The following is a 15591-nucleotide window of genomic DNA, read 5'->3' as shown; positions in this document are numbered from 1 at the left end:
TCTAATAAATTGTTTCATTTGTCCTCTTTGAGAAAGAATATAAATTAACGCTGTAATGACTACTCAGATAAATTTTTTTGTAATCACCCTAGCGTTAAAAAACTCACTTCCCTGAGAGAGGATAGTTTTTTCATACTTCTGAAATGGTTTTTTTATTATAAATTAAGGCGTTATCTTTATATTGAATAGCATCTTCCTTTGCTGATTTTTTCATTAGACTATTAACATGATCTAATGTATTCAATATGCATTTTTTATCTTTGGAATCACAAGATTGCGAAATATATTCCAGCAAATTAGGAGGGATTATACTTTTTTTACATGCTTTACTTTTACACATAATAATACCCTATTTATAAGTTGCAATATTTGTATTTATTTCTACCCATACAAATATTAGCTAAATCAACAATATTAGTCACTACTAAAAATGTAAATTTTTTATAATGTGATCTTAATAAGTAAAATAACTAAATTTAAGGCGACAAAGGGATGGGATTTTATTGATGAATGGCGGGCTTAGAGAAAGATGAAATTCGAGTTAAGATAATATTAGCAATGTGAAAAAAATATATAAAGATAATCAGAGACTTTCCTTAGCCTTTGATTATCAGAGGGGTATTATTATTTTCACAGTGAAACGCCGACTCGGTTCCATGAATCAGTTACAATTTTTGAAATTTCCTTATCAAATAATTTTTCTGCATTGGCGGCAGTTAACACTGCAAAATCACTAAAGCTGGCTTTATGGGATAAACGTTTATCCAATAAGGTTTCATACCAGATTTTTCCTGCTTGTTCCCATGCATAACCTCCCAACGCGATTGCCAATAAATAAAATGCTCTATTTGGTATGCCAGAATATTTGTGAACACCTCCGTTGTCATCCTTGAAAGGCAAATCTTGATACTGATCCATATGACCTACTTGGTTATCTTTGGGGTTAGCACTGCCAGGATTTTTGAATGAGCGTAAAGCAATATTGGGGTCATTGTCTGGATTGAGTGCAGGTCCAAATATCCCTTGTCCGATTAACCAATCAGATTCGTTGACCTTTTGATTGTTTGCATACTGTTTTACCATAATACCGAATATATCAGAGATAGATTCATTCAGTGCACCAGATTGATAAGCATAATCAAGGCTTGCTTCACTTTCTGTTACCCCGTGGGTTAACTCATGGGCGGTAATATCAATGCAGGAGGTAAAGCAATTAAAGTAGGGTGCATAACCATCACCAAAAACCATTTGGTTGTTATCCCAAAATGCATTCATATAGTTTTTCTGGTAATGTACAGTAGCTACTAACTTAATGCCTTGATTATCAATTGAGTTGCGTCCGAATATTTTCTTATAGAATTCATATGTCTTACCAAGAAAGATATAAGCTTTATTGGCTGCTGTATCAGAGCTTGTAGCCATTCCCTCACTTAAAATTAATATTTTCCCTGGGTAGTCGTCTTTACATTTAGCATTGTAAATAGTTCGATTTAGATGATTATCAAATCCTGGTTGGTATCCAGGTATTAGAGTATCCATCTCGGGGTAGTTTTTCATTAAATGATAAACATGATTTAATGTTTTTAATATATAACCTTTGTCACTTTGACCACAAATTTTAACAACATATTCCAATATAGAGGGCGGTATTATACCTGATTTGTTTAATTTAGTTTGATGGTTTTGCATAAGAATACCCCGCTTTTAGATATCTTGTATATATACTTATAGGTAACATTATTAATTATTAATCTAAATAGTGGTATTTTCTACTTTTCGAAAATTTTTTGATTATATTTTAAATGTTAATTTATAAATATAATAAAGGGCTATCCTTAACCCTTTATTATCTTATTTTAGGTTTATCTTTTAGTTACGGTTATTAACCTTAATTGATATTGTATTAACTAAAAATTTTTTAAACTAGAACACCAACTTCCTTCCAACTATTTTTAATAATAGTTGCGATTTTTTTATCAAATAATTTTTCAGCATTTTCGATTGTCAGTTCAGCAAAGTCATCAAAATCTGCATCTGAATATAATCGTTCGTCCAGCAACGTTTCGTACCAGATTTTTCCCGCTTTTTCCCAGGCATATCCACCTAGAGCAATTGCTGCTAAATAAAACGCTCTATTAGGAATACCTGATAAGATATGAACACCACCATTATCCTTTGAGAAAGGCATATATTCAGATTGATCCATATGGCCTATTTGCTTATCTGCAAAAAAAGCTTCTCCTGGATTAATAAAACTACGTAAAGCAATATTCGATTTATTATCTGGGTTAAATTTATAACCTAATAACCCTTGTCCTAATAACCAATTTGATTCATCGGCTTTTTGGTTGTTGGCATACTGTTTAACCATAATACCAAATACATCTGCGATAGATTCGTTCAGCGCGCCAGATTGATAAGCGTAAAAAAGATTAGCTTCGCTTTCAATAACTCCATGGGTTAGTTCATGCGCTATAATATCGATAGAAGAGCTAAAGCGATTGAAATATTTACCATCACCATCACCGAATACTATCTGTCTTCTAGACCAAAAAGCATTCAGATAATTTTCACCATAATGAACGGTGGCAATTAATTTCATCCCTTTGTTGTCGAGGGAGTCCCGGTTAAAAACTTTTTTATAGAACTCATATGTTTTACCCAGATGATCATAAGCCTCATTAACAGCAACATCAGAATGTTCATCCATACCTTCACTTCGGGACAATTTTTTTCCTGGGAATATCTCTTTATGTTGAGCATCATAGATAATTCGGTTTAATTTATCATAAGATTTGGCTTCTTCTTCCCGAAAAGAAGTATCATCTTCGATAGAGGTATTCATCAAATTATTAACATGATCCAATGTCTTTAATACATATTGATTAGTGCACTCATCGCAATTACCAGATATGTACTCCAAAACAAATGGTGGGATTAAGCTGTATTTTTCAATTTTATTATTGTTCATAGTTATACCCTGTTTTTTTGTTATATGTTGTGTTTGTATTTTTGGGCCCGGATTGAATATTACCTACAATTAATAAACGAGTCATTAGGGAAGGTATTAACTTTTTATGGCAGAGTATTGCTAATGAGGAATGATAAATATTTTTGTCAATACTCTGATGTATTTTCAAAGAATTTTAAAAGGAAGACTGACATAATGGGAATTTGAAACAGGAATATAAAAATTACTTTATATTCCTATTATTAGTTATACCCAATCTTTTTTTATCAGAAATGAGGAATATAATTCGGATTCTGGCGAGTTAGGTTCTGGAAAGTAACCATATTCCCAGCGCACCAAAGGAGGTATAGACATTAATATAGATTCAGTTCTGCCACCACTTTGCAGGCCAAAGAGAGTTCCCCTATCCCAAACTAAATTGAATTCAACATAGCGGCCTCGACGATATAACTGGAATTGTCTTTCACGATCACCCCAAGTGATGTCTTTTCTTTTCTCTACAATGGGTAGATAAGCAGATAAAAACCCATTACCGACAGCTTTTGTGAAATTAAAACAGGTATCAAAATCAGGTGTATTCAGGTCGTCATAAAATAATCCGCCAATACCACGAGGTTCATTTCGATGTTTAATAAAGAAGTAGTCATCACACCATTTTTTATATTTAGGATAAATATCATCGCCAAATGGTTGGCATAAGGTTTTGGCAACAGTGTGCCAGTGAATGACGTCTTCTTTGAAACCATAATAAGGTGTGAGGTCAAAACCACCGCCAAACCACCATACAGGAGATTCGCCTTCTTTTTCAGCAATGAAAAAGCGCACATTTGCATGACTGGTTGGGACGTAGGGATTTAGGGGATGAATAACGAGAGATACGCCCATGGCTTGATAGCTGCGGCCAGCTAATTCCGGTCGATGAGCGGTAGCAGATGCAGGCATTGAAGTTCCCATAACATGAGAAAAATTCACGCCGGCTTGTTCAAAAATATTGCCTGCTGTTAATACGCGGCTGCGCCCGTTACCACCTTCTTCTCGCTGCCAATAATCTTCCATAAAGGTTGAATGGCCATCAATTTGTTCTAGTTGCTTGCAGACTTGATCCTGTAATGAGAGGAAAAAACGTTTAACTTGAGATATATTGGGTGTCTTCATAATTAAAGTGTAACCGATTGATATTAAATGGATAGATGTTATTTTTTAACTGGATTTTTTTGTTCGTTTATATAATTGTTTATATATAAAACACTGAACAAACCTATAAACAAAACATAAGATAAGAACAATGTGGAAAAAAAGAAAGAATAAGAGTGAATTTGTGTTCAATAAAGAAAGGTTAGCACGTCAAACGTTCCGACCCCGTGAAGAAGTTGCAACGCATTTCGTCGGAACCTATTCAGCAATGGAGGAGGCAGAAAACTGGTAGTACCGCGCTTACATAATGCAGCAATAATATCAGCTTGATGCCAGTCAGTTCTGATGTTATTCATTCCTGCTACCCTGCCATTAATTGAAAAAATTGATGGTGGCGATTCAAGCAAGGTTCGCATTACCGGGCTAAGGTTCCGATAAGGCCGAAGCCTCCCCTGTCTGAATCACCATTGAAAGGGTGATAGCGGGCACTGGTAGAAACACCTGCCTAGTGGACAGGTAATCTCATTAACACCATGAAAAATAATAAGAAATAAAGCTAACTATGATGTTCTGGCATACAAAGAATTATTGTTTGTTATTTAACAAAATAATTGCATTAAGTACTTTCTTTGAAAACAAAGTTGAGTAAAATACAATAAATGTAATTTTTGACAAGGTAACACTGTCATGATTATCTGTGTCTCTCAAGATAAAAAATTCCCTAATAATCAGAGCGAGGGATAGTCTTTTTAATAAGTTAAATAAACTAATTATGTTTTTTCAGATAACCAATTGGAGTATTAAAAATGCCTGATAAAAACTCGTTAAAATCGTATATAGATAAAATCCAATCAAATAAACAAAACAATATTCAATTCAATAACATACGGATGGATGTAGTTAATTGTGAAATAATATTAAAGAATTTGAATGCAACATCTAGTATAAATGCTCATCCTACTATTATGACTGCAAATGAGTTTGCTGACTCTATAAATAAGTTAAATAAGTTAAATAATTTAAATTGCAGGGAACACAAGCGGTTTGTGATTAACGCTGGTGATGATAGAACGCATTTTGCCGCAGTTAATGTTTTTAAAGATATGGACAATAATATTTCCATCATTTTTGTTGATTCAAGTCGTGGAAAAAATCAGTTTATTCTTTTTACACTATATTTTACGCTTAATAAACTTAATAATGTCTCCAACATAAAAACCCTTTATATTTATAACCAAATACAAAATAGCGATGCAGATTGCTTACTTTTTTCACTTCATTTTTTGAAAAAGATGCATAAATATAGTGATCACTTTGTAAAGCTTCATCAAGATCTTTTTAATGATAAAATAGAATTTATTAGAGAAAATCATGCACCTTACGCTCCAGAACTTGATGATGCTTCATTAAAGAAGGCTCGGGTTGTATTTTTCGATCAAGCAATAAAATTATTACCTATTGATTTTTTTAAACATACACAGTCAATGAACCTAATGAATACTTATAATGGTTACTTCAAAAGTCATTATGGTGAAATAAATAAGGATATGAAAGCGAATAAACAGCCAAGAGGAAGAGAGACATTGATAGACAGATTTAAGCGTCATGAAGTGACCCGTACGATTAACGAAAAGGAACGTACCTACAGTAACTCTATTGAAGAAAAAAGGCTTAGTCTTGCTGAGGTTGCGCTACGTTGGCTCGATGAGTCATGAATAAAAACAATAAATTATATCAGTAACATCATTGCTTTTCATTCCTGAAAAATCCTTTTCGCCCTTCAGCTATGCACCCTATACACGCTTGCTTTTTCGTGTAGAGTTTTAAGTTTTTTATCACTGAGCTTGTTTAGTTCGGCAGCCTTGATCACCCGAGAATATTTATACAAATGTTTATACGCAGTGTATTGGGTGTATTCATTTCTTCTTTCATTTTGGTAAGTTTATGGCTATCAGGAGTATACCTGTTAGTATCAGTAAGTGCATTTTCATATTGATTCCCAAATAAAACCAGTGATAATTAACGCTGATTCAATTGCTTATTAAATAGGCTGACTAACTATGGAAATTCGGGTGTTTCGGCAAGACGATTTTGAAGCCGTTATTACACTTTGGGATCGCTGTGATTTGATTAATTCTGGTAATGATCCAGAACTAGATATTGAGCGTAAGATAACCCATGATGCTGATTTATTTTTGGTTGCTGAAGTTGCTGGGGAAGTGGTTGGTTCAGTTATGGGTGGCTATGACGGGCATCGTGGTCATGCTTATTATCTGGGCGTCCATCCTGAATTTCGGGGCCGAGGAATAGCGAATGCGTTGGTTTCTCGTCTGGAAAAAAAATTATTGGCAAGAGGGTGCCCAAGTATTTTGATCATGGTTCCAGAAGAAAATGATGCAACTATTTGTATGTGTGAAAAAATGGAATATGATTATTTAGGGCAGGAAAATTCTGTTTTTAAGAAAAGTTTAATTATTGAATAAATATAAATAATAGGAAATGGCTGAGCGGTTTTTTACTATTCAGCTATTTTCTATATGCTTTCATTGAATGCCTTATAAAATAAATTAGTTTAATTAGATGGTTATTTTTTATTACAAGAAGATCTTTTGACATCAAGGGGATTTTATTATCATCATTATGATGATCGACTTTTATTTTAATGTCTCCATTAATATCTTTAAATATATAATGATGTTCAATGGCAGAAAAGTCGGGTTTTCCCTTTAATACCATCCAATCATAAGGTAATTGACTGTTAGTGTAATATTCATGGCAGGCATGGGTTATTTTTCTCTTATTTTTCTTACGTAGAGTACGAATTAGTGAATCATGAAAAGTGATTGACTCAATCACTCTTTCAATCACTCTTTGGTCAGGTATTTTTACTGTCCCATGGGGGGAGAGCATGATAATAAATACAATTGCAATCAATGAATTGAACATAAATGTGATCATCTTAAATTTCAATGTAATGTAAATATTGCTTAACTGTAACTGTATTTTTTTAAACAATTTTTCAATGTTGCGTCATTAATATATTTTTTTGGTTTTTGTTGATGGAATGTTTTTCTACTCATGTATGGGGGATAATAATTAACAAGAAAAAATCAATAGCAATATACAAAATAATAACTGGAAAAATAATTGGTAATGTTATTACAATAATTGCCATGGTTTTTATCTATTTTATGGAGTTCTATACCCATTGGATTTCAAGATGCAGCGCGGTCAACAAAGCTGTAACTTGAAAGACAAATAGACCCATTGATTTCAAATTACAGCCCTTAGAAGCTAAGGTAAGAAACAGTGATGAATAAATTTTTTATCTTCAATGAATTTTCCAAGCATCGAATTATTGTGTCCAGTGGTTTAGTGGGGTGCTCACTATTGTTAACTGCTTGTGCTGGAGCGTCAGAGTTTTCGTGGTCTTCCCTATCACCTTTTAACTGGTTTGATCGTTCCTTCAATGTTTCTGAACAGGGAGTCGGAAACATTAATCAACAGACGAATATGACCCAATCTGCAATTGAGCAGGAATTGGAAGGTAAATATCGTCTGCGGAGTGGTATGGAAACGAAAGATGGCAAGTTAATCAGCATCATTCAGGGAATGGAAAATAATCAGGTAAAACTCGAATTTTATGGTTCGGTCAATGGTAAGGTTAATCGTATTGATGTGCGGGATGAAGATATCAAAACAATTTGGGGGACGAAAATAGGCACACTTTTCTCTGATGTGTATGACAAGGCATTTGGAGCCTGCCAGCGGTCTAATGATTTCACTACGCAGCCCACAGTTATCTGTACTGCCCCACAAAGCCAGCATGTCAGCTATGTTTTTAGCGGAATTTGGGATGGTCCTGAGGAATTAATGCCTTCTGATGACGTTCTGAAGGATTGGAAAGTTTCGCAAATCATCTGGACGTATTGATAAAACATCAAAAATGACTTCTTCCTGATTCATATTCAGTCATTGCGCCATGACATTAACGTTTCTATGGCGCAAACTACCGTGGCTGTTTTTGGCAGTATTGATCCCAGAAGGCAATGATAAGGATGGCAGCTACGTATTAGTTCAATGTTATGAGTATATAGTAGAAATAAACCTGTACAGTTACCGGTGTGAAGAGGGTAGCTAAGGACGTGTGCTCTGTGTACCTGACATCCACATCCAGCATCTTAGTATTTTTCTGTGATTTTTCATTTAAATTAGTCGGAGCAGATTTCTTTCATCTTATCGCGTTTCATCATTTCTAATGAAAATTCGGTATATAAAACAGGGGAAAGTAAACTACCCTGTTATAAATATTCTGGATACAGTAGAAGAAATTGTTGTCAAATTGCGTGATAGGTAAGGTGTTGGGTGAATATAATGGCAATAAAAAATAACTTATCGGGCGGATTGGCTACCCTATCACTTTTGGTTGGCCTCAATGCTTATAGTGCCAACGCTGTGGCTGTCGAATTGCTGAATAGCTCTTATGATATCGGGCGCGAATTATTTTCGAACCTGAACCCTGAGTTTGAGAAACAGTGGAATGCACAACATCCACAGAACATATTGACTATCAAACAATCCCATGGTGGTTCATCTAAACAAGCGCTGTCTATTTTGCAGGGCTTGCGGGCTGATATTGTTACTTATAACCAAGTTTCCGATGTTCAGATTCTGCATGATCGTGGCAACCTTATCCCTGCCAACTGGCAGCAGCGTTTACCGAATAATAGCTCTCCGTACTATTCCACCATGGCTTTTTTAGTACGCAAAAATAATCCTAAGCATATTCATAATTGGGATGATTTATCACGCCATGACGTGAAATTAGTTTTTCCGAATCCGAAAACTTCAGGTAATGGGCGTTATACCTATCTGGCGGCTTGGGGGGCTTTTGAGCAGCAATATCCTCAAGTGCCAGAGAAAGTCCGCCAACAGATGCAGCGTCTTTTGCAGAATGTTGTGGTGTTTGATACAGGAGGGCGTGGAGCAACGACTTCTTTTATTGAGCGTGGACTGGGGGATGTTTTGATTAGTTTTGAGTCTGAGGTCAATAATATTCGCAAACAGTACGGTGAAGATGATTACCAAGCCATTGTGCCGCCCGTGAATATTCTGGCTGAGTTTCCCGTGACCTGGGTGGATAAAAATATCCAGAAAAATGGCACCGAATCTGTGGCTAAAGCATATTTAGATTATCTGTATAGCCCGGCTGCCCAGCAAATGATCGCCAGCTTCAATTACCGTGTATTTGATAAAAATGTCATGGAATCCCAGCAGGGCCGTTTTCCTGCAACCAGACTGTTTCGACTCGAAGAACAATTTGGTAACTGGTCTCAAGTGATGAAAACCCATTTCAACACAGGCGGTATATTTGATCAGATATTGGCGGAAGGGCGTAAATAATGTGGGGATCTAGCAAACGCGTCTTGCCCGGATTCGGTCTTAGTTTAGGGAGTAGCCTGTTTTATACCTGCCTTATTCTGCTATTGCCATTAAGTGCTTTGGTGATGCAGCTTTCCAGCATGACATGGGAGCAATATTGGCAGGTGATCGCCAACCCGCAGGTTGTTGCTGCTTATAAGGTGACATTACTGGCAGCAGCCGTTGCCAGCTTGTTCAATATGGTTTTTGGCATGTTGATGGCATGGATATTAACACGCTATCAATTTTGGGGACGCCGCTTACTTGATGGTTTGATGGATTTGCCATTCGCTTTGCCAACGGCCGTTGCGGGCTTAACGCTGGCGACCCTGTTTTCTACAACCGGATGGTATGGTGCCTGGCTTGGCAATTTTGATATCAAAGTCACCAATACTTGGCTGGGTATTGCGGTTGCAATGGCTTTTACCAGTCTGCCTTTTGTTGTCCGTACCGTGCAGCCTGTTCTTGAAGAATTGGGTTCCGAGTATGAGGAAGCGGCCCAGACATTGGGAGCGGGGCGTTGGCAAACATTCCAGCGGGTTATTTTGCCAGAAGTATCACCAGCATTGATGGCGGGAACGGTACTCTCTTTTACCCGTAGTTTAGGGGAATTTGGGGCGGTAATTTTTATTGCGGGCAATATTGCGTGGCAAACTGAGGTTGTTTCTTTAATGATTTTCATCCGCCTGCAAGAGTTTGATTATCCGGCAGCCAGTGCGATTGCTTCGGTTATCCTCGCTACATCGTTATTACTGCTGTTTAGCGTCAATATATTACAAAGTCGCTTTGGTAAACGAATAGGGGGGCACTGATGACTGAATTTTCCGGATACACCGCAGCACAGCGCTTGCCCATAAACTGGGGAAAATGGTTACTGATCGGCACAGGCATATTTTTTTCAGTTTTATTGCTGGTGTTACCAATAGCATGGATTTTCTTGACAGCCTTTTCTAAAGGGCTGGACATTGTTGCTCAGAATCTTTTCGACCCGGATATGCTGCATGCCATTTGGTTGACGGTGATGATTGCGCTTATCACCGTACCCATCAATCTGGTTTTTGGTGTGATGACAGCATGGTTGGTGACACGTTTCCAATTCCCCGGCAGGCAATTATTACTGACATTAATTGATATTCCGTTTGCGGTTTCGCCGGTTGTTGCGGGTCTGCTTTATCTCTTGTTTTACGGTGCCAATGGTTGGTTAGGTAGCTGGTTGAACGCTTATGACATTCAATTGATGTTTTCATGGCCGGGGATGGTACTGGTGACAGTTTTTGTAACGTGTCCATTTGTCGTACGTGAATTGGTACCTGTGATGTTGAGTCAGGGCAACCAAGAAGATGAAGCTGCCATATTATTGGGGGCTTCCGGTTGGAATATGTTTTGGCGTGTGACACTGCCGAATATTCGCTGGGCATTACTATATGGCGTTGTCTTGACCAATGCGCGGGCGATTGGCGAATTTGGTGCTGTCTCTGTGGTATCGGGGGCGATTAGGGGAGAAACCTATACACTGCCTTTGCAGGTTGAGTTGCTGTATCAGGATTACAACACGGTTGGTGCATTTACAGCGGCAGCTTTGTTAGCAGTGATGGCGGTTATTACACTGATTATCAAAAGTGCGTTGCAATGGCGTTTAAGTCGCCAGCAAGGATAGGTCAGGAGCAGAATATGAGCATTGAAATCAGTAAAATCAGTAAATCTTTTGGCCGGACGCAGATACTGAATGATATCTCACTGGATATTGAATCTGGTGAAATGATCGCTCTGCTTGGCCCATCGGGTTCTGGTAAGACGACATTGTTAAGAATAATTGCTGGCCTTGAGCAGCAAAGTACAGGTGAGTTGAAATTTCATGGTCAGAATGTCAGCCGGGTACATGCCAAAGATCGGCGTGTCGGGTTTGTATTTCAGCACTATGCTTTGTTTCGCCATATGACGGTGTTTGATAATGTGGCTTTTGGCTTGACTGTCCTTCCTCGCCGTCAGCGACCTAATGGTGAAATATTGCGCCGTAAAGTCATGGCACTGCTTGATATGGTGCAATTGTCTCATTTGTCTGAGCGCTATCCATCACAACTTTCAGGCGGACAAAAACAGCGTGTGGCGTTGGCAAGGGCATTGGCTGTTGAGCCTCAGATCCTCTTGTTGGATGAACCTTTTGGCGCACTGGATGCACAGGTACGGACGGAATTGCGTCGCTGGCTGCGTCAGTTGCATGAAGAGCTGAAATTTACCAGTGTATTCGTCACTCATGATCAGGAAGAGGCAATGGAAATTGCTGATAGAGTGGTGCTCATGAATCAGGGGCGGATTGAACAGGTTGCGACGCCACAACAGCTATGGAGTGAACCGGAGAGCCGCTTTGTGCTGGAGTTCATGGGTGATATTAATAAGTTGAATGGTGAGATTAAAGGTTCCCATCTCTGGATTGGCGGGAAAATCTTTCCGTTAAATGGAAAGCCTTTGCATGAAGGACATGTCGATGTTTTTTTCCATCCGTGGGATATGAGACTCAGTTTACAGCAAACTACCTTTTGCCCTTTGCCTGTCCAAATTGTGGAGGTTAGCCCCCGCGGACATTTTTCTCTGGTTTACGTTCATCCGATAGGTTGGGGAGACGGTAATTTGTCAGTTGTCTGGATGGATAATTCATTAATTCCCGTTAGGGGCGATAACTATTTTATTGGTGGTGCGAGCGCTCGCTTATATTCTGATGATGTGCCATTAAAAGTCATGCGATTAGCTGAATCTGCCTGATTTGATTATTTTTTTATTAAAATCCCTGTTTCCGTTAGAGTGCGGATAGGGATTTTTTTTCTTAAAATCTTGCTACAGTTTTCTGAATATGATTATTTGGTTATCCATTCTCATATGAATTAGGTAATGCTGTGGCAAGCTTGGAAACATTTATAGGTAATACACCGCTGGTAAAATTACAACGATTAACAGAAAGTGTTAATGCGGAAGTTTGGGTAAAACTGGAAGGGAATAATCCTGCCGGCTCCGTAAAAGACAGAGCTGCATTTTCAATGATCCAGCAGGCGGAGTTGCGTGGAGATATTACACCGGGTGATATTCTGGTAGAAGCAACGAGTGGTAATACCGGCATTGCACTGGCTATGATTGCGGCAGTAAAAGGTTATCGTCTAAAGTTACTTATGCCTGAAAATATGAGTCTTGAGAGACAGGCATCAATGCGGGCTTATGGTGCTGAATTAATCTTGGTCAGTAAAGAATTGGGAATGGAAGGTGCGCGGGATTTGGCACAAGAAATGGAAAAAAATGGAGAAGGAAAAGTTCTCGATCAGTTTAATAATGCGGATAACTCTCTGTCACACTTTCATACTACGGGGCCGGAAATCTGGCAGCAATCACAGGGAAGAATTACACACTTTGTTTCCAGCATGGGAACAACAGGGACGATTACCGGTGTGAGCCGTTATCTGAAATCCCAATCAGACAAGGTACACATCACAGGATTACAACCCGCAGAAAATAGCCACATTCCCGGTATTCGCCGCTGGTCTCCGGCTTATATGCCCGGAATTTATCAGAAAGAGCTGGTGGATCAAGTTCTGGATATCACACAAACTGAAGCGGAAACTACCATGCGTTTACTGGCACAGAAAGAAGGTATTTTCTGTGGTGTCAGCTCTGGTGGCGCGGTTTCGGGGGCATTGCGCATTGCAGCAGAAAACCCGGGTGCGGTTATTGTGGCGATTATTTGTGATCGTGGTGACAGGTATTTATCGACTGGAGTATTTGAGTAATCCCTTTTTATCATAATGTGTATGAGCCGAAACTTGGGTTATCAATCATAGAGTTTCGGCTTTTAACGTATTGGGTTCGGTGTTTTCCTGTTTAATTGCCCTGATATCCCGGATTGATAATATATTTAAATTTAATGATTTCCAGATTAATAATATTTCACTTATTATGTGAATCCTCCCTCTATTAAAAAATATACCATAAAGTGAATGTATCTCTAAAAATATAGCTGATTATTCGGCCGGAGGACGGCGGCTATAAAATAAGCATTTACAGCAACACCACAATCTGAAAAATACATTAATTATTTTAATTGAAATTACTGAATGAATAACATTGAACAATAATAACATTAAAATAGTATTTATTATTCTCTCTATAGTTCAAAAAGTTATTTTATATATCAGTTGAATTTTGTTTATGACTTTTATTAAAAATAGAAAACCTTTTTGTGAAGATAATTCACTCCTCGAAACGTTTCTTTAAGTTTTATATAGTTAGTTTCTCACTAATAATACTCTACATAATATTTTATATTATGGAAAAAGAGATAAATTGTTATTAACCTGCGTAAATCACTACCCTTAATAGGTATATATTCTAATTCCTTCTTGTTTTTGGTGGATTACTCCGCCGTGCGGTAGCTATTGGGGTAGGCCATAAGCCGTCTGAGTGAATATTGCAAAGAAAAAACTCATGAAATTAAGCTTGCAAAGGGAAAGTCGTAATGAACGTATCTGAACATAAAAAGTTAGTCTCTGAATATTTGTGCAAACTTTCTGGTAAGCAGGATTTAGGTGATTCAGTCAATATATTTGAAACAGGCTTGGTTAACTCTCTTGCCGCCATCCAATTAATTTCCTTCCTAGAAAAAAATTTCAAAATTAAAGTTGAGATTGATGACCTTGATAATGCCAATTTTTCTAGTATTCAGGCCGTCTGTAGTTTTTTGGACAGAAAGGTGGCAGCAAATGTTTAATCGTTTTTTATCCGCAGTACAGCAGGAATGGTTACAAGAATTTGAGCAGTTTTCAGCAACAGAAGTTGCGCCTTATGCTGACAAATGGGATTTAGCCGAAGCAACACCTGCCCATGTTGTACAAAAACTTGCGCGGAAAGGTTGGCTGGGTGGGTTGGCGAGAACTGAAAACGGGGGTTCAGGCTTTGATGCAACCACATTCGGGTTGCTGAACATGGCTATCGGAGCAGGCAGCGGTTCCCTGACAGGGTTGCTGAATGTACATTCGATGATGTTGAAAACCATTGAGGATTGGGGGACTCAGGAGCAAAAACAACGCTTTTTGGCATTGTTGGTGAAAGGGGAAATCATCGGTGCATTCGCGCAAACGGAAATTTCCGCGGGTGGCGACTCTAAAAATTTATCGACACAGTTTGAAGAATACGGGGATGAACTGAATGTGAACGGGCAAAAAAGCTGGATTACATTCGCCCAGATCGCCGATCTGTTTCTAGTCTTCGGCAAATACCAAGGGCTGGATACTGCTGTGTTGGTTCCCAAGGACACACCAGGATTAAAAATCACTGCCAAGAAAAATATGTTGGGATTCAGGAGTGCTTATCTGGCGATATTGGATTTTAACGATTGTCGGGTTCCTAAGGCCAATATTGTCGGGAAACCCGGATTTGGGCAAAACCTCATCTCTAACAGCGCATTGGACTATGGTCGTATCAGCGTGGCCTGGGCGGCGCTGGGAATACAGCAGGCGGCACTGGCAGCATCAGCCTATAGAGCCAACTCTCGCGTCACTTTCGGAACATTGCTTGCAGATCAGGGCATTATCCGGGGTTATTTAGCTGAAATGTCCGGTAGTCTGCTTGCCTCTCAACTCATTTGCTTATCAGCGACAAAAGCCAAAGAAACCAAGGATGAAGATGCCCTTGTGCAAATCCTTCAGGCCAAGCTTTTCGCATCACATGAAGCCGGTATTGCCGCCGCGAAAGCGGTTCAGATCCACGGTGGTCACGGTTGTGATGAGATTAATGGCATTAGCCGGCTTTATCGGGACGCAAAAATCCTTCAAGTCGTTGAGGGAAGTAATGAATTGCAAAAAATGCTGATCGGTAAAGAAGTCTGTAATCGGTATCGCTATATCCGATAGATTTCTAAAAGACAAACAGCGCTGCATCAATTCATCCATAAATTAATTCCCATACTTACTGCCTGAAAAGTCAAACACATTGTTTGGCTGACGGATTTCTATTGTCCGTTGTTCGTCTATGACATCGGGCTGTAAACCCATTTCAGAACCATAAAAACTAAAAGCCAGCAATCA

Annotated in this window: 16 protein-coding genes; 10 read left to right on the top strand and 6 right to left on the bottom strand. The window is 38.4% G+C overall.

Annotated elements, in window-relative coordinates; all coding sequences use genetic code 11:
- Window positions 1–130 precede the first annotated feature (130 nt).
- The 5 genes from AC5JQI_RS13035 to AC5JQI_RS13015 all read right to left on the bottom strand — a co-directional run bounded on the left by AC5JQI_RS13035 (window position 131) and on the right by AC5JQI_RS13015 (window position 4461).
- The gene (locus AC5JQI_RS13035; protein WP_237388250.1) at window positions 131–340 is read right to left on the bottom strand and encodes a protealysin propeptide domain-containing protein; all 210 of its coding nucleotides are present in this window, start codon (window positions 338–340) and stop codon (window positions 131–133) included.
- A gap of 290 nt (window positions 341–630) precedes the next feature.
- Window positions 631–1689, bottom strand: coding sequence for a M4 family metallopeptidase (locus tag AC5JQI_RS13030; RefSeq protein WP_493912472.1), 1059 nt, complete (start codon window positions 1687–1689; stop codon window positions 631–633).
- A gap of 229 nt (window positions 1690–1918) precedes the next feature.
- Window positions 1919–2971: a M4 family metallopeptidase gene (locus tag AC5JQI_RS13025; protein WP_493912471.1), complete on the bottom strand. Its 1053-nt coding sequence runs from the start codon at window positions 2969–2971 to the stop codon at window positions 1919–1921.
- 246 nt (window positions 2972–3217) lie between these two features.
- The gene (gene hemF / locus AC5JQI_RS13020) at window positions 3218–4126 is read right to left on the bottom strand and encodes an oxygen-dependent coproporphyrinogen oxidase (protein WP_493912470.1); all 909 of its coding nucleotides are present in this window, start codon (window positions 4124–4126) and stop codon (window positions 3218–3220) included.
- Between the two features lie 167 nt (window positions 4127–4293).
- The gene (locus AC5JQI_RS13015; RefSeq protein ID WP_493912469.1) at window positions 4294–4461 is read right to left on the bottom strand and encodes a hypothetical protein; all 168 of its coding nucleotides are present in this window, start codon (window positions 4459–4461) and stop codon (window positions 4294–4296) included.
- A 450-nt stretch (window positions 4462–4911) separates the two neighbouring features.
- Between AC5JQI_RS13015 and AC5JQI_RS13010 the strand changes: the two genes are divergently transcribed.
- Both AC5JQI_RS13010 and AC5JQI_RS13005 read left to right on the top strand, forming a co-directional pair.
- Window positions 4912–5820, top strand: coding sequence for a YopJ family acetyltransferase (locus tag AC5JQI_RS13010; RefSeq protein ID WP_493912468.1), 909 nt, complete (start codon window positions 4912–4914; stop codon window positions 5818–5820).
- A 345-nt stretch (window positions 5821–6165) separates the two neighbouring features.
- The gene (locus tag AC5JQI_RS13005) at window positions 6166–6588 is read left to right on the top strand and encodes a GNAT family acetyltransferase (RefSeq protein ID WP_237388256.1); all 423 of its coding nucleotides are present in this window, start codon (window positions 6166–6168) and stop codon (window positions 6586–6588) included.
- Between the two features lie 43 nt (window positions 6589–6631).
- Here the strand turns inward: AC5JQI_RS13005 and AC5JQI_RS13000 are convergent, their stop codons facing one another.
- On the bottom strand, window positions 6632–7051 hold the full coding sequence (locus tag AC5JQI_RS13000; protein WP_493912467.1) for a hypothetical protein: 420 nt from the start codon (window positions 7049–7051) through the stop codon (window positions 6632–6634).
- 366 nt (window positions 7052–7417) lie between these two features.
- Between AC5JQI_RS13000 and AC5JQI_RS12995 the strand changes: the two genes are divergently transcribed.
- The 8 genes from AC5JQI_RS12995 (at window position 7418) to AC5JQI_RS12960 (ending at window position 15417) form a co-directional block, all read left to right on the top strand.
- Entirely contained in the window at window positions 7418–8038 is a 621-nt protein-coding gene (locus tag AC5JQI_RS12995) for an RpoE-regulated lipoprotein (protein WP_493912466.1), read from the top strand.
- A gap of 432 nt (window positions 8039–8470) precedes the next feature.
- A complete protein-coding gene (gene cysP / locus AC5JQI_RS12990) occupies window positions 8471–9508 on the top strand; it encodes a thiosulfate ABC transporter substrate-binding protein CysP (RefSeq protein WP_493912465.1) in 1038 nt (345 codons plus the stop codon).
- Entirely contained in the window at window positions 9508–10338 is an 831-nt protein-coding gene (gene cysT, locus AC5JQI_RS12985) for a sulfate/thiosulfate ABC transporter permease CysT (RefSeq protein ID WP_272903130.1), read from the top strand. The genes cysP and cysT overlap by 1 nt, the downstream gene beginning before the upstream one ends.
- Window positions 10338–11183 carry a sulfate/thiosulfate ABC transporter permease CysW gene (gene cysW, locus AC5JQI_RS12980; RefSeq protein ID WP_493912464.1) on the top strand — a complete coding sequence of 282 codons (846 nt, stop codon included), beginning with the start codon at window positions 10338–10340 and terminating at the stop codon, window positions 11181–11183. The genes cysT and cysW overlap by 1 nt, the downstream gene beginning before the upstream one ends.
- Window positions 11184–11197: 14 nt before the next feature.
- Window positions 11198–12286 (top strand): sulfate/thiosulfate ABC transporter ATP-binding protein CysA, encoded by a 1089-nt coding sequence (gene cysA / locus AC5JQI_RS12975; protein WP_493912463.1) that lies wholly within the window; start codon window positions 11198–11200, stop codon window positions 12284–12286.
- Between the two features lie 131 nt (window positions 12287–12417).
- Entirely contained in the window at window positions 12418–13299 is an 882-nt protein-coding gene (gene cysM / locus AC5JQI_RS12970; protein WP_493912462.1) for a cysteine synthase CysM, read from the top strand.
- Window positions 13300–14024: 725 nt separating this feature from the next.
- Complete coding sequence (locus AC5JQI_RS12965) at window positions 14025–14276, top strand: acyl carrier protein (protein ID WP_237388307.1); 252 nt, start codon at window positions 14025–14027, stop codon at window positions 14274–14276.
- Window positions 14269–15417, top strand: a complete 1149-nt coding sequence (locus AC5JQI_RS12960) for an acyl-CoA dehydrogenase family protein (protein ID WP_493912461.1) — start codon at window positions 14269–14271, stop codon at window positions 15415–15417. Before AC5JQI_RS12965 ends, AC5JQI_RS12960 begins: the two co-directional genes overlap by 8 nt.
- Window positions 15418–15591 lie beyond the last annotated feature (174 nt).

This window comes from Xenorhabdus sp. XBWT, assembly GCF_059072735.1.
The sequence above is the reverse complement of the archived record's forward strand: the minus strand, read 5'-3'. Positions and strand labels throughout refer to the sequence as shown.

Bases quoted from the DNA above. Each gene is read 5' to 3' on its own strand.
- AC5JQI_RS13035 (WP_237388250.1), bottom strand. From the start codon at position 340: ATGTGTAAAAGTAAAGCATGTAAAAAAAGTATAATCCCTCCTAATTTG.
- AC5JQI_RS13030 (WP_493912472.1), bottom strand. From the start codon at position 1,689: ATGCAAAACCATCAAACTAAATTAAACAAATCAGGTATAATACCGCCC.
- AC5JQI_RS13025 (WP_493912471.1), bottom strand. From the start codon at position 2,971: ATGAACAATAATAAAATTGAAAAATACAGCTTAATCCCACCATTTGTT.
- hemF (WP_493912470.1), bottom strand. From the start codon at position 4,126: ATGAAGACACCCAATATATCTCAAGTTAAACGTTTTTTCCTCTCATTA.
- AC5JQI_RS13015 (WP_493912469.1), bottom strand. From the start codon at position 4,461: ATGAATAACATCAGAACTGACTGGCATCAAGCTGATATTATTGCTGCA.
- AC5JQI_RS13010 (WP_493912468.1), top strand. From the start codon at position 4,912: ATGCCTGATAAAAACTCGTTAAAATCGTATATAGATAAAATCCAATCA.
- AC5JQI_RS13005 (WP_237388256.1), top strand. From the start codon at position 6,166: ATGGAAATTCGGGTGTTTCGGCAAGACGATTTTGAAGCCGTTATTACA.
- AC5JQI_RS13000 (WP_493912467.1), bottom strand. From the start codon at position 7,051: ATGTTCAATTCATTGATTGCAATTGTATTTATTATCATGCTCTCCCCC.
- AC5JQI_RS12995 (WP_493912466.1), top strand. From the start codon at position 7,418: ATGAATAAATTTTTTATCTTCAATGAATTTTCCAAGCATCGAATTATT.
- cysT (WP_272903130.1), top strand. From the start codon at position 9,508: ATGTGGGGATCTAGCAAACGCGTCTTGCCCGGATTCGGTCTTAGTTTA.
- cysW (WP_493912464.1), top strand. From the start codon at position 10,338: ATGACTGAATTTTCCGGATACACCGCAGCACAGCGCTTGCCCATAAAC.
- cysA (WP_493912463.1), top strand. From the start codon at position 11,198: ATGAGCATTGAAATCAGTAAAATCAGTAAATCTTTTGGCCGGACGCAG.
- AC5JQI_RS12965 (WP_237388307.1), top strand. From the start codon at position 14,025: ATGAACGTATCTGAACATAAAAAGTTAGTCTCTGAATATTTGTGCAAA.
- AC5JQI_RS12960 (WP_493912461.1), top strand. From the start codon at position 14,269: ATGTTTAATCGTTTTTTATCCGCAGTACAGCAGGAATGGTTACAAGAA.